1 protein-coding gene is annotated in these 16,795 nt (G+C 66.2%); it reads left to right on the forward strand.

Annotated features, from left to right (window positions below):
* Positions 1-36: 36 nt before the first annotated feature.
* Positions 37-16,795: amino acid adenylation domain-containing protein (locus tag ACFU4Z_RS31845; RefSeq protein WP_379070560.1), on the forward strand; the 16,759-nt coding region annotated here is incomplete at its 3' end.

The raw sequence follows: 16,795 nt of genomic DNA on the forward strand, positions 1-16,795 counted from the left end.
GGGAACTCCGAGCCAAACGTGTCGGTCACTCAGCCTGTGCCGCTGTCTGCGGGGCAGCGGGGGCTGTGGCTGGCGCAACAGTTGAGCCCGAATGTGCCGATATGTGAGGCGCAGTATCTCGAGTTCCATGGGGATCTGGATCTCGAGATACTGCGTAAGGCTTCGATTCAAACGGGCAACGAATTCCAATCGGGGTATCTGCGGCTGGTAGAGGTCGACGGTGAGCCGCATCAGTTGTTCGACCCGTCGCTGGCTTCGCCGGGGCCGGTCATCGATATGCGTGGTGAACCGGACCCCATGGCGGCGGCCTTGCAATGGATGCGCCGGGAGTACACCGCGCCGTTGGATATGACCCGAGACCGGCTGGTCGCATGGGTGGTTGTGCAGGTCGGGGATCGACATTTCCTGTGGTACCTCAGGATTCACCACGTCGCATTGGACGGCTACGCCGCGATGACGATAGTGAACCGGGTCGCGGCGCTATACACAGAGGCGCTGGGAGGCCAGGCAGCAGAGCCGAACCGGGCGGCGGACCTGCGCACCCTCTACGAGGCAGACCGCAGTTACCGGGAGTCCACGCGGTTCACCAGCGACCAAGCATATTGGGTGGACAGACTCGCCGGCGTAGCAGACGAGTCCAGCCTGGCCGCCGGATACGCGCCGGCGCGCGCGGACAGTGTGGTCGCAAGAGCCGAACTGCCCACCATGACGGTAGAGCGCATTGATCATTCCGCGAAAGCGATGGGAGCGACCCCGGCCGCGGTGGTGATCGCCGCATTCGGAAGTTATCTGGCCCGGATGACCGGCCGGGACGAGGTCGTGGTCAATATTCCCGTATCGGGTCGCACCACCGCGGTGTTGCGGCGGTCGGGGGGAGTCTTCGTCAACGTTGTGCCGCTTCCGATCGTGCTCGGCAAAGGGGACACGGTCGCGACGCTGGTGCGGCGGGTGCAGTCCGACCTGATAGGAGCGTTGCGGCACCAGCGGTGCGGCCTCATCGACATTCGCGCCGCCGTGGGGCACAACGGGCAGCGGCGTTTCGCGGGCCCGGTGGTGAATGTCATGTTCTTCCCCCAAGAGCTCCGGCTCGGGTCGATGACCGCGGAATTCCATATTCTCAGCTCCGGGCCGGTCGAAGATTTGCTGGTCGACCTGTATCAGACCGGAGACCCGCCGCAGACGATCCTCCATTTTTTGGCGAATCCCAACCTCTACACCGGGCCCGAACTGTCCGCGCATTACACCAGATTCGGGCAGTTCCTCGACGCGTTCGCCGCCGCCGCACCGGACACTGATCTCGGGCAGGTCCACCCCGACAGCGCCCGCCACGGCGCCCGGATTCGCCGCCGCCGCGAGAACCTGGCGTTCTGGCGAGCCGCGCTCGCGGACCTTCCCATGGAGCTTCGTCTGCCAGTCGATAGACCACGGCCGGTGGTGATGTCGAATCGGGGTGCCACCGTCAGTTACACCTTCGATTCCGAGTTGATGCAGACGTTGGAAAGGTTCGCGCGGCAATATAGTTCGTCACTTTTCATGATGATTCAGGGCACGCTCGCGGTTCTACTTGCCCGATTGAGCGGTAACACCGATATTCCGATCGGCATGCCGATCGCCCGGCGTGGCACGGCCGGGCTCGACGACGTGGTCGGCATGTTCGTCAATACGCTGGTGTTGCGCACCGACATCGATCTCGATCAATCGTTCACCGACCTGCTCGACCGGATCAGACAGGTCGATCAGGATGCCTTCGAGCATGCCGACGTGCCGTTCGAGCAACTGGTGGATCAACTCGCTCCGCATCGGTCGCAGTCCCGGCATCCGCTGTTCCAGGTGATGCTGGCATTCCAGAATCTGGAACGGATGAAGCTGGGGTCGCCCGGTCTCGAGGTGTCGGTAGCCGACCTGCCCAACGAGGGATCTCCGCTCGACCTGCAGATCGCGCTGTCGGATAACCACGACGGTGGGGGCATGGCGGTAGCGGTCACGTATGCCACGGACCTGTTCGATGCCGCGACGATCGATTCTCTGATGCATCGGTGGATTCGGATACTCGAGTCGGTGGCCATCGATCCGACGGTTCCGGTCGGGATGATCGAAGTCCTCGAGCCCGCCGAGCGAGCCGATCTGTTGTCGCGCACCGGTACGCCCACAGCCGAACCGACCACGCTGGCCGACTTGTTGACCACGGCGGTTGCGCAGGACCCCGATGCCGCAGCGGTTGTTTTCGATGGGCGACAGCTGACTTATCGAGAGCTGGACGAGCGTTCGAATCGATTGGCCCGGCTGCTCATCCAGCGCGGTATCGGCCCGGAAGATGTTGTCGCGATCGGTATGCCGCGCTCCCCCGATTCCATACTCGCGGTATGGGCGGTCGCCAAGTCGGGAGCCGCGTTCCTGCCGATCGATCCGACCTACCCCCTCGAACGCATCACCCACATGACGGCCGATTCGAAAGCGGCCATCGGCCTGACCGTCCCCTCGGTGCGCGCGCGATTACCCGACAACATCGATTGGTTGGCAGCAGAGGACCTCGACGAGGCCGACCGCCCTGTCACCGACAGTGACCAGGTACGCCCACTGTGTCCGGACAATCTCGACGAGGTCGAGAACCGCCCCGTCACCGACACCGACCGAATACGCCCACTACGCGTCGACGACATCGCCTACGTCATCTACACCTCCGGATCGACCGGACTACCCAAAGGCGTCGCAGTCACCCACCGCGGACTCTACAACTGCGCCACCGAACACCGACACGCAATGAACATCGAATCCAACTCTCGCACACTGCATTTGGCCTCCCCCAGCTTCGACGTATCAGTACTGGAACTACTGCTGGCCACATCCGCGAGCGCGACCATGATCATCGCACCCAACGACATCTACGGCGGCGACGAACTCGCCGAACTCCTCGACCACGAACACGTCAGCCACGTCCTCATCACACCCACCGCACTGTCCACCATCGACCACACCCGCTGGCCACTACCGGATTTGAGATATCTGCTGGTCGGTGGCGAGGACTACGGTACCGAGTTGGTCGAGCGCTGGAATGGCGGCCGTAGCGTGTACAACGAGTACGGGCCTACCGAAACCACCATCGCCGCGACGCTGACCTCCCCGTTGGTGGCGGGTGAGTTGGTGACGATCGGCGGACCGATTCGCGGGGTCTCGGAATGGGTACTGGACCACCGGCTGCAACCCGTACCCGTTGGTGTGGCGGGTGAACTGTATATCGCGGGCGCCCTGCTGGCCCGCGGATATCATCGCCGGGCGGGCCTGACCGCCGAGCGTTTCATAGCGTGCCCCTGGAGACCCGGCGAGCGTATGTACCGCACCGGGGACGTGGTCCGATGGACAGCCGACGGAACGATCCAACACCTCGGCCGCTCCGATTTCCAGGTCAAGATTCGTGGTCTACGCATCGAACTCGGCGAGATCGACGCGACGCTCGCCGCCCACCAGACCGTCGGCTTCGCCACCACCATCGGCCATCACAACGACTCCGGGGCCGAGTCGCTGGTTTCGTATGTCCTTGCCGCACCCGATAACTCGATCGACACCGAGATCCTCACCGAGTACCTCACCAGCCGGTTGCCTTCCTACATGGTCCCGGCCTCGATCATGGTGCTCGACCGGATCCCACTGACACCGGTGGGCAAACTGGACCGCAACGCGCTACCGAACCCACTATTCACCGACAACAAGCCATTCCGAGCACCCCAGACACCCATCGAACGCACGATCGCCAGATCCTTCGCCGACGTATTGAAAACCGACACGGTCGGTCTCGATGATTCGTTCTTCGCCCTCGGCGGCGACAGCGTGGTCGCGACCCGGGTCGCAGCGCGACTCGGGGCCGCGCTGGATACCGAGATTCCGGTGCGGCTGTTGTTCGAGGCGCCCACGGTGGCGGCGCTCGCGACCCGTATAGAGCGGCATTCCGGCACGGGGCGACAACGCCCGCCACTGATCGCTGGGCCGCGCCCCGAACTGGTGCCATTGGCGCCAGCCCAACAACGGATGTGGTTCTTCAACCAGTACGACACCAGTTCGGGGGCATACAATGTGCCGATCGCCATTCGGTTGCGTGGCGAGTTGAGCGTCGACGCCCTGCGATCGGCCGTGGTCGACGTGCTGCGCAGACACGAGTCTTTGCGGACGCGGTACCCGGACCACGACGGAATGCTGATCCAGCTGATCGAACCCGCCGACGAGGTAGAACCCGAACTGGCCCTGGTATCGGTTCCACCGAGCCAACTGGACGCAGCGGTAACCGAATTCGTCACCGAAGGCTTCGATGTGAGCACCCGGGCGCCGGTGCGTGCCCGATTGTTCCGCGCTGCCGGTAGCGAGGAGCCCGAATACGTGCTCGCCGTCGTGGTGCACCACATCGCCGCGGACGGTTTCTCCATGTCACCGCTGGCCCGCGACGTGACGGCTGCGTACACCACACGGATTCGCGGAGAACTCCCTTCCTGGACACCACTGCCTGTCCAGTACGCGGACTACGCACTGTGGCAACGAGCTACCCTCGGCTCGCCCGACGATCCGGAATCGCTGTGCGCCCAGCAGATCCGATACTGGGCCGCAACTCTGGACGGAGTCGCCGAGGAGCTTCGCCTGCCGACTGACAGGCCGCGGCCGGTGGTGGCGTCCAATCGGGGTGCCACCATCGACTACACCTTCGATGCCCAGTTGATGCGGACGTTGGAAAGTTTTGCGCAGCAACATAGTTCGTCACTTTTCATGGCGATCCACAGCACGCTGGCAGTCCTGCTTGCCCGGTTGAGCGGTACGACCGATATTCCGATCGGCACACCGATCGCCGGACGCGGCGCAGCCGAACTCGACGACGTGATCGGCATGTTCGTCAACACCTTGGTGTTGCGCACCGACATCGATCTCGATGAATCGTTCACCGACCTGCTCGACCGGATCAGACAGGTCGATCTGGAAGCCTTCGGACACGCCGACGTGCCGTTCGAGCAACTGGTGGATCAACTCGCTCCGCATCGGTCGCAGTCCCGGCATCCGCTGTTCCAGGTGATGCTGGCATTCCAGAATCTGGAACAGGTGAAGCTGGAGTTGCCTGGTCTCGAGGTGTCGGTAGTCGAGCTGCCCAACGAGGTGTCTCGCTTCGACCTGCAGGTCATGCTGTCGGACAACCACGACAGCGGCGAGATGGCGGTAGCGGTCACCTACGCCACGGATCTGTTCGATGCCGCGACGATCGATTCTCTGATGCATCGGTGGATTCGGATACTCGAGTCGGTAGCCACCGATCCCACGATCGCGGTGGGGGCCATCGAGATACTGGAGTCCGCCGAACGAGCTGATCTGCTGGCACATTCTGGTGCGCCCATGACAGCGCCCATCACTTTGGCCGACTTGCTGACCACAGCTGCCGCCCGGGATCCCGACGCCGCAGCGATCGTGTTCGATGGGCAGCAGCTCAGCTATCGAGAGCTGGACGAGCGTTCGAACCGATTGGCCCGGCTGCTCATCCAGCGTGGTGCCGGTCCGGAAGATGTTGTCGCGATCGGTATGCCGCGCTCCCCCGATTCCATACTCGCGGTATGGGCGGTCGCCAAGTCGGGAGCCGCGTTCCTGCCGATCGATCCGACCTACCCCCTCGAACGCATCACCCACATGACGGCCGATTCGAAAGCGGTTATCGGCCTGACCGTGCCCTCGGTGCGCACGCGGTTACCCGACGATATCGATTGGTTGACACCGGACAATCTCGACGAGGTCGAGAACCGCCCCGTCACCGACACCGACCGAATACGCCCACTACGCGTCGACGACATCGCCTACGTCATCTACACCTCCGGATCGACCGGACTACCCAAAGGCGTCGCAGTCACCCACCGCGGACTCTACAACTGCGCCACCGAACACCGACACGCAATGAACATCGAATCCAACTCTCGCACACTGCATTTGGCCTCCCCCAGCTTCGACGTATCAGTACTGGAACTACTGCTGGCCACATCCGCGAGCGCGACCATGATCATCGCACCCAACGACATCTACGGCGGCGACGAACTCGCCGAACTCCTCGACCACGAACACGTCAGCCACGTCCTCATCACACCCACCGCACTGTCCACCATCGACCACACCCGCTGGCCACTACCGAGTTGGGGACACCTGGCAGTCGGTGGCGAGGACTACCGCACCGAGTTGATCCAGCGCTGGAGCAGCGCTCGCGACATGGTGAACGAATATGGACCGACCGAGGCCACGATCACGACAAACCAGAGCGCTCCGTTGGTGGCGGGTGAGTTGGTCACGATCGGTGCCCCGATTCAGGGGGTCTCGGAATGGGTTTTGGATCAACGGCTGCAACCGGTGCCAGTTGGTGTGGTGGGTGAGTTGTATATCGGCGGCGCTCTGCTGGCCCGTGGGTACCATCGCCGGGCCGCTTTGACGGCCGAGCGTTTCGTTGCGTGCCCCTGGATGTCCGGCGAGCGTATGTACCGCACCGGGGACGTGGTCCGATGGACAGCCGACGGAACGATCCAACACCTCGGCCGCTCCGATTTCCAGGTCAAGATTCGTGGTCTACGCATCGAACTCGGCGAGATCGACGCGACGCTCGCCGCCCACCAGACCGTCGGCTTCGCCACCACCATCGGCCATCACAACGACTCCGGGGCCGAGTCGCTGGTTTCGTATGTCCTTGCCGCACCCGATAGCTCGATCGACACCGAGATCCTCACCGAGTACCTCACCAGCCGGTTGCCTTCCTACATGGTCCCGGCCTCGATCATGGTGCTCGACCGGATCCCACTGACACCGGTGGGCAAACTGGACCGCAACGCGCTACCGAACCCACTATTCACCGACAACAAGCCATTCCGAGCACCCCAGACACCCATCGAACGCACGATCGCCGAATCGTTCGCCGGTGTATTAGGTATCGACACGGTCGGTCTCGATGATTCGTTCTTCGCCCTCGGCGGCGACAGCATCAGGTCGATCCAGCTGGTCACCCGGGCCAGGGCGGCGGATGTGGTGTTCTCCGCGCGCGACGTATTCGAGCGCAAAACAGTCGCCGGGCTGGCCAAGATCGCCGTCCGCGACAGCACCGCGGCGACCGGCCTTCCGAAGGAACTGCCCGGCGGGGGTGTCGGGCCGATACCGGTGACGCCGATCATGCGATGGCTGATCGAACGCGCGGAGTCGGGGTTCGACCGCTTCTCGCAGGCAGTGGTGCTGGATCTGCCGGCGGGGATCGACCAGCGGCAGCTGACGGGCACGGTGCAGGCGGTACTCGATCGGCACGACATGCTGCGCACGCGGCTGCGCCAGGGCGCCGAGGGGAGCTGGACGTGGGAGGTGTTGCCGGTCGGGATGGTTCGAGCCGACGACGTCGTCCACCGGGTGACGATGCAGGGGAGGCCGGGAAGCGTCGAGTTCCGTGCGTCGGCGGCGGCGGAGTTGGATGCCGCCGCGGACCGGCTCGATCCGGGCGCCGGGATCGTGATGCAGGTGGTCTGGTTCGAACCGGTCGACGCGGCGGAGCCGGGCAGAGTGCTGGTGCTGGTGCATCAGTCGGCGATCGACCGGGTCTCCTGGCGGGTGCTGTTGCCGGACCTCGCGGTCGCGTGGGCGCGGATCGAGTCCGGCGAGCCACCCGATCTGGCCCCGGTCGCGACATCGATGCGCAGGTGGGCGCACGGGCTGGTCGAGGCGGCCCAACGCCCGGAGCGGACCGCCGAACTCGAAGTGTGGCAAGCGATGGCAGTCGGGGATGATCCAGTGATCGGGTCCCGGCCCCTCGACCCCGCGATCGACGTGGCCGCCACCGCACGCACGGTCGAGGTCGAGGTCTCTCCCGAGGTGACCGAGGCGCTGTTGACCGACGTGCCCGCGACATTCCACGGCAGTGTGGGCGACGGGCTGCTGGCCGCGCTGGCGGTAGCGGTGACGAAGTGGCGGCGCGCGCGTGGGACGGAGGCCTCCGGTGGCCCGCTCGCGGACGTGCTGATCGGTCTCGACGGGCACGGCCGCGAGGAAGGCGCCGTCCCTGGCTCGGATCTGACCCGGACGGTCGGCTGGTTCGCCACGAGTTTTCCATTGCGCCTGGATCTGTCGGGCATCGATCTCGACGACGCGTGCGCTGGTGGGCCGGCTATGGGAGCAGCGGTCAAGTCCGTCAAGGAACAGCTCCTCGCGGTCCCTGACCATGGCATCGGCTACGGCTTGTTGCGGTATCTCAACGAAGACACCGGACCGATACTCCGAACTCAGCCGACGCCGCAGATCGGGTTCAACTACATCTCCACGAGGATTCCCGAAGGAATACAGTCGGCCGGATGGATGCCCGACGGCTACCTCGCGGGTGCCGAATTCGCCGGTGCGCAGAATCCGGATATGCCGATGTCGGCAGTGCTCGACATCAATGCCTTCTTCCTCGACGATGAGGGTCGTCCGCGGTTGCGGGCGATCTGGTCGTATCCCGCCGGGGTGCTCACCGCCGACGAGGTGCGCGAGGTGGCAGAGTCGTGGTGCCGGGTATTGACCGCGTTGGCGACACATATCCACCGTGCCTGGGCCGGGGGACGGACGCCGTCGGATCTGGATCTGGTCAGGCTCGGACAGTCCGAGATCGAGCGCCTCGAGGACAGTTATCCGGCGTTGAGCGACGTCTGGCCATTGACTCCATTGCAGGAGGGATTGCTGTTCCATGCGCTGGTGTCCGAGGAGTCGATGGATGCCTACCTGGTGCAGTTGGTCCTCGAGTTGCGTGGGCAGGTCGATCCGCAGCGGCTGCGCCGAGCCGGACAGGTGCTGCTCGACCGGCATGCGAATCTGCGCACCGCATTCGTCACCGACACCGCCGCCGGACCGGTGCAGGTGGTCAATGAAGACGTCGAGGCTCCATGGTCGGAGCTCGACCTGTCCGGGCTCGATGACGATGCACGCAATCGCGAGTGGGATCGACTGATGGCCGCGGACCGGGCGACCCGGTTCGACCCGGCTCGTGCCCCACTGCTGCGCTGGATGTTGGTCACCACGGGGCCCGAGCACTACCGGCTGGTGCTGACCAATCATCACCTGCTGCTCGACGGCTGGTCGACGCCACTGCTCCTGAAAGAGTTTCTGATCCTCTATGCCACCGACGGCGACCCCGCGATACTGCCTCGTACACGTCCCTACCAGGACTTCCTGGCGTGGATCGTCGGGCGCGATATGGCTGCGTCACTCGACGCCTGGGCCCGCGTGTTCGACGGCGCCGATGGGCCGACCCTGGTGGCTCCGGCCGATCCCGGCCGCCCGTACACCGAATCATGTGAGGTGCTCGGCGAACTGACCGAGGAACAGACCGCGGCGCTGACCGGCGTCGCGCGGGCCCGTGGCATCACCCTCAACACCGTGATCCAGATGGCATGGGCAATCGTGCTGGGCGCGTTGACATCCCGGGAGGATGTGACGTTCGGCGCCACGGTGTCCGGACGGCCACCGCAGATCGCGGGCATCGAATCGATGATCGGGCTGTTCATCAACACACTGCCGGTGCGCGTCCGTCTCGACCCCGCCGAGAGCTCGGGGCAGCTGCTCGACCGGATTCAGGCGGAGCAGGCCGCGCTGCTCGATCACCACTACGTGGGTCTGACCGACATAGAGCGTGTGGCCGGGCCGGGGGCGGTATTCGACACGATCACGGTGTTCGAGTCCTTTCCGGTCGATCGTGGTGGGCTGACCGCGGACACCGATATCGCCGGCATGCGGCTGCTCGACGTGACCGGCACCGACGCCGCGCACTATCCACTGGGAGTGATTGCGCGGGTCGACACGCGACTGCACCTCAAAATCAAGTACCTGCCCGAACTCTTCGACCAGGACACGATGGATGCGACTCTTCACAGGGTCCTGCGCGTGATCGGCGTCGTTGCCGCCGACCTGGATCTGCCGCTGGCCGGGCTGGATCTGCTCTCCCCGGCGGAACACCGGGAGTTGACGCCGGTTTCGGGCGATCCGGCTGTGCCCGAGGAGGTGTTGCCGGAGTTGTTGGCGGCGGCGGAGCGGGATCCGGGTGCGGTCGCGGTGGTGTGCGGGGATCGGTGGTGGACCTACGGCGAGCTGGATGCGGAGTCGAATCGGCTGGCACGATTGTTGATCGGTCGGGGTGTGGGGCCGGAGGCGAGTGTCGCGGTGGGATTGCCACGGTCGGTCGAAGCGGTTCTGGCGGTGTGGGCGGTGGCCAAGTCGGGGGCAGCGTTCGTGCCGGTGGATCCGCAGTACCCGGCCAGCCGGGTCGAGCACATGCTCACCGATGCTGGTGTGACAGTAGGAATCACACTGTCGCAGTGGCGTGATCGGCTGCCCGGGCCGGCGCGGTGGTTGGTCCTCGACGAGTCGGCGGTCGAAGCCGAGGCTGCGGGGTTACCGACTGTGCCGGTGACCGATGCGGAGCGAACATCGCCGGTGCGGGTCGACAATGCGGCGTACGTGATCTACACGTCCGGCTCGACAGGTGTGCCGAAGGGTGTGGTGGTGTCGCATCGAGGGTTGGCGAATCTGGTGGCCGACCAGTCTTCGCGGTTCGACATCGGGCCGAGCGCGCGGGTGCTGCATTTCGCGTCCCCTAGTTTCGATGCGGCAGTCCTGGAACACCTATGGGCGTTCGCGGCGGGTGGGCGACTCGTGATTGCGCCCCCGACCGTCTACGGCGGGGACGAACTGGAGCAGATCCTGTTGCGCAAGAAGGTGACCCATGCCGCGCTGACGCCCGCTGCCTTGGGGACGGTCGATCCGGACGCGCTCGAGGACCTCGGGATCGTCGTGGTCGGTGGCGAGGCGCCCTCACCCAAACTGGTGTCGCGGTGGGCACCGGGCCGGAGATTCTTCAACACCTACGGTCCGGCGGAGGCGACGATCCAAACCGATGCCGGTGCGCCGATGGTGGCAGGTGAGGCGGTGACGATCGGCGGACCGATCCGCGGGGTCGGGCAGGTCGTGCTCGACGCGTGGTTGCGGCCGGTGCCGGTCGGGGTCATCGGTGAGCTGTATCTGGCGGGCCCGGGTCTGGCTCGCGGTTACCGCAACAGGATGGGTCTGACGGCGTCGCGATTCGTCGCCGATCCGTTCGCAAGCCCGGGACAGCGCATGTATCGGACCGGCGACCTGGTGCGGTGGCTGCGGCTACCGGAGGGGAGTCTGGCGCTCGATTATGTTGGCCGGTTGGATTTCCAGGTCAAGGTTCGTGGATTCCGCGTCGAGCTCGGCGAGGTCGAATCGGCTCTGGTGGCCTGCCCAGGTGTGGCCGGTGCGGTGGCGACTGTGCACCGGGACCCCGCCATCGGCGACCGCTTGATCGGGTACGTGGTGCCCGAGCCCGGCGCCGACCTCGACGCGGCCGCGGTCCTCGCGTTCGCCGGGGAGCGGTTGCCCTCGCACATGGTGCCCGCGACCGTGGTGGTGCTCGACGCGCTGCCGGTGACGACGAACGGCAAGCTCGACCGCGCCGCTCTGCCCGCGCCGGACTTCACCACGGCCCGAGCCGAATTCCGGGCACCGGCCACCGAGGTGGAGACGACACTGGCGGAATTGTTCGCCGAGGTATTGGGAATCGACGAGGTCGGTCTCGACGATTCGTTCTTCGCCCTCGGCGGAGACAGCATCATGTCGATCCAGTTGGTGACTCGGGCCAGGGCGGCGGGTGTGGTGTTCTCCGCGCGCGAGGTGTTCGAGCGCAGAACCGTTGCCGGGCTGGCCGACATCGCCGTTCTCGACGACAATGCGGCGTCGACCTCCCTTCCGACGGAACTGCCCGGCGCAGGCGTGGGGCCGATACCGGTGACGCCGATCATGTGTTGGATGTTCGAGCGTGGCGGCTTCGACCGTTTCTGCCAGTGGGTGATGCTCACGCTGCCGACCGGCATCGACGCCACCGGAATCGGTGCGACCGTCCAGGCGGTGATCGATCACCACGACATGCTGCGGGCTCGACTACACCCGGAACCCGCGCACACGTCGGGCTGGGAGCTGCGAGTGCCGCCGACCGCGATGTCCGCCGCCGGACTGATCCGGCGCGTGCCGGTGGATGCGGCACCGGACAGCAGCACCTTCGCCGCGCTCGCCGACGCTGAGGCGAACGCGGCGGCCGAGCGCCTCGACCCCGCAGCCGGTGTCATGCTGCAGCTGGTCTGGTTCGACTGGGCCGGACAGCCGGGACGGCTGCTCGTCGTCGCACATCACCTGGTGGTCGACGGTGTGTCGTGGCGGATCCTCGTTCCCGATCTCGCCGCGGCATGGGCCGAGCTGAGTGTCGGGCAACAGCCGCGGCTCGCGCCTGTCGGCACCTCGATGCGGCGCTGGGCGCATGCTCTGAACGCCGCCGCCGGGCGCCTCGATGAACTCGACTGGTGGCGGTCCACGCTCGGCGCTCCCGATCCGCCGATCGGTGCCCGCCCGATCGACCCGGTCGTGGACGTGCAAGCTACCGTCGCCACTGTCGAGGTGGCGCTGCCTACCGAGGTGACTCGCGCCGTACTCACTACCCTGCCCAGGGCGTTCCACGGCAACGTGGACGACGCCCTCGTCGCTGGGCTCGCGCTGGCGCTGACGCGATGGCAGTGCCGCCACGGCGACACCGTCACCGACACGCTGCTCACCCTCGAAAGCCACGGCCGCCACGACACGCTGCTTCCCGGCGCCGACCTCACCCGCACCGTCGGCTGGTTCACCGCCACCTACCCGGTGCGGCTCGACTTGTCCGATATCGACATCGACGACGCGTTCGCCGCCGGGGCAGCGGCCGCGGCGGTCACCAAGTCGGTCAAGGAGCAACTCCGACAGGTTCCCAACCACGGGATCGGCTATGGGCTGCTGCGCTACCTCAACGCCGCTACCGCCCGCATCCTGCGTGAACTGCCCGCCCCTCAGGTGAGCTTCAACTATCTCGGTCGGTTCGACACCACTGCGGCAACGTTGCGCGGTATCGAGTGGATGCCCGCCGGCGACGGCACCGATGGCGGCAGCGTCCAGAACCCCGACGCACCCGTCGCGGCCGTGCTGGGCATCAACGCGGTCACCATCGACACATCGGACGGGCCCACCCTTACCGCCGCCTGGGAATATCCGACCGGCCTGCTCACCTCCGCCGAGGTGACCGACCTCGCGGGACTGTGGCGCGACGCGGTGACCGCTCTGGCCGCCCACGCGTCCCGGCCCGGTGTCGGCGGGCTGACCCCCTCCGGCGTCGACCTCGTCGACCTCGACCAGAACGCGATCGACCGGCTCGAGACCGGACGTTCGACACTGGACGACATCTGGCCGCTCACGCCGCTACAGGCGGGGTTGCTGTTCCACGCCCAGCTCGCCGACGGCGCTCTCGACGCCTACATAGTGCAACTCTGTGTGGACCTCGGCGGGCGCGTCGATGCGGACCGGCTGCGCCGCGCCGCACAGACTCTCATCGGACGGCACCCGAACCTGCGGACCGCGTTCGTGCGCGATGGCGCCGGCGACGCGTTCCAGCTGGTGCACCAGCACGTCGACCTGCCGTTCACCCAGATCGATGTGGCCGAGCGCGACGACACCGAGGCTGCCCTCGAACAGCTCATGGACGCCGACCGCCGCGCATGCTTCGACGTGACCACCGCGCCGCTGCTGCGACTGACACTGATCAGCACCGCACCCCAGCAGCACCAGCTGCTGTTGAGCATGCATCACATCGTGATAGACGGCTGGTCCACGCCACTGCTGATCCGGGAATTGCTGACCCTCTACGCCAGTGACAGCGACCCCACGGTGCTGCGCCCGGTACGTCCCTACCGCGACTACCTGATGTGGCTGACCACCCAGGACCAGGCCGCGGCGGAAGCCGCGTGGGCGCGGACATTCGAGGGCCTAGCCGAGCCGACGCTGCTGGCACCCTCGGACCGCGGCCGTCGGCCCACCATCGCCGCGCGCGAAGTCCAGGTGCGGCTGAGCGAACAACGCACCGCGGACCTGGTCACGGTGGCCCACCAGCAGGAGGCCACCCTCAACACCCTCATCGAAGCCGCCTGGGCGATCGTCCTCGCCACCTCGACCGCCCGCGAGGACGTGGTCTTCGGCACCACCGTCTCCGGGCGCCCCCCGCAGATCCCCGGCATCGAATCGATGATCGGGCTGTTCGTCAACACCGTGCCCGTCCGGATCCGGCTCGACCATCGCGAAACCCTGGCCCAGCTACTGCGGCGAATCCAATCCGAACAAGCCTCGCTGCTCGACCACCACCATCTCGGGCTCGCCCAGATCCAACGGGTGGCCGGTCCCGGGGCGATGTTCGACACCGTGACCGTCCTCGAGTCCTACCCGGTCGACCGGGCCGGGCTGTCCGAAGACACCGACATCGCGGGAATGCATGTCCTCGATGTGCGCGGACACGACGCCGCGCACTATCCGCTCGGCCTGGTCATCCACCACGACACCCGAGTGCACCTGACCTTCAAATATCTGCCAGAACTGTTCAACCAACACCAGATCGACGCCATCGCCGACCGAATGCTGCGGGTGCTCGACACCCTCGCCGAACACATCGACCTGCCCTTGGCCCAGCTGCAACTGCTCTCGCCGGTCGAGCGAGCCACGCTGGTACCCGTGGCCGGTCGGCCCGGTGTGGTGATGTCGGTGTTGCCGCAGGTGTTGACGGCCGCGATGACGCCGGACACGGAAGCGGTGGTCTGCGACGGCGTAAGGCTGTCCTACCGCGAACTCGATGAAACCTCGAACCGGTGGGCGCGGGTACTGATCGACACCGGGATAGGACCGGAATCGTTGGTAGCCATAGCGTTACCGCGCTCCATCGACGCCGTGATCGCCGTGTGGGCGGTCGCCAAATCCGGCGGCGCGTTCGTCCAGATCGACCCCGCCCATCCCCGCGACCGGATCGCAACCATCGTCACCGATTCCGGCGCCGCCATCGGGCTGACACTCGGAACCCACCGAAACCAGCTACCGGACACCACCAGATGGCTTGTCCTCGACGACCCGGCCTTCGCCGCGACGACAGCGTCGGCGTCCCCCATCACGATCACCGACCCCGACCGCACAACCACGCTACGGCCACAGCACCCGGCCTATCTGATGTACACCTCGGGCTCCACCGGAACCCCCAAAGGGGTCGTGGTCACCCACAGCGGTATAGCGAACCTGGCCGCCGACATCCGGGAGCGGTTCGGCCTGACCCCGGCCTCTCGAATGCTGGCCGCCGCCTCGGTGAGCTTCGACGTCTCGATCCTCGAATGGCTCAGTGCCGCAGCTACCGGCGCCACACTGGTCCTCGCCCCCGCACCAGTAGTCGGGGGCACCGAACTGGCCGAGTCGATCGAAGCCGAACGCGTCACCCACGCCGCCTTCACTCCAACGGTGCTCGCATCGCTGCCCGCCGACGAACTCGACACCCTCGGCACCGTGCTGCTCGGTGGCGAGATATGCCCACCGGACCTGGCAAAACAATGGACATCGGACCGCACGGTCATCAACTGCTACGGGGCTACCGAAACCACGATCACGAGCTGCGCGGCCGCTCCCTCGAGCACAGCCACGGACGGCCCGATGACAATCGGCGGCCCGACCCGCGGATTCACCGCCGTCGTACTCGACCGCAGACTGCGTCCCGTCCCACCCGGAGTAGTCGGCGAACTGTACGTGTCAGGACCAGGCCTCGCCCGCGGCTACCACAAGCAGCCCGCAACCACGGCAGCCCGATTCGTCCCCGACCCATACGGGCCGACCGGGACACGGATGTATCGCACCGGCGATCTGGTCACCTGGACCACCGACCGAACACTGCAATACAAAGGCCGCAGCGACCTACAACTCAAATTCCACGGCCACCGCATCGAACGCGGCGACATCGAAGCCGCGCTACGCAGCCACCCCGACATCATCTACGCCGCCGTCACAGTCCACACCCAACCCAACGGCACCGACCAACTCACCGGCTACGTCGTACCCGCCCCGCACGCCACACCCGACACGATCGCACTGACCACCTACCTCGCAACCCGGCTACCCACCCACATGATCCCCACCAGCATCCTCACTCTCGACCGAATCCCCCTCACCTCCACCGGCAAACTCGACTACAAAGCCCTACCCGCACCCGACCGGCGACAGTCCCGGTTCCGGTCGCCGTCCACCCCGCTCGAGGCCACCGTGTGCGACGCCTTCACCCAGACTCTCGACATCGAACGAGTCGGCGTCGACGATGGCTTCTTCACCCTCGGCGGCAACTCGCTCGCCGCCACCCAGCTGGTGGCGCGGCTCGAGGAGTCGACCGGCGCCAACGTGCCGGTTCAGTGGGTCTTCACCGACCCCACACCGCAATCGCTGGCCCGCCGCATCGATACCCGCCTCCGCGGCCTCGACGAACAGGATCCCGGTGACGCACTCTCGGTCCTGCTCCCGCTGCGTGCCGCCGGCACCGACCCACCACTGTTCTGCGTCCACCCGGCCATCGGATTGGCCTGGGGTTTCAGCGGACTCGTCCAGCACCTCGGCCCCGACCGTCCCGTCCAAGGCTTGCAATCCCCGACGCTGACCGACCCCGCCGCACGGTTCGACACGCTCGACCAACTCGCCGCCCGCTACGTACGGGAGATCCGTTCCGTCCAGCCGCACGGCCCTTACCACTTGCTCGGCTACTCGCTCGGCGGCACCATCGCGCACGCGATCGCCGTCCAGCTCCGTGGCGGGGCCGGGGACCGCGCCCGGCGGCGCCGCGTTTTGAAACCCCGAGCCAGACCCCACCCCCAACCCCCACCCCCACCCCACAACCGTGACCAACTCA

It is taken from the genome of Nocardia sp. NPDC057440 (assembly GCF_042802915.1).
Classification (GTDB): domain Bacteria; phylum Actinomycetota; class Actinomycetes; order Mycobacteriales; family Mycobacteriaceae; genus Nocardia.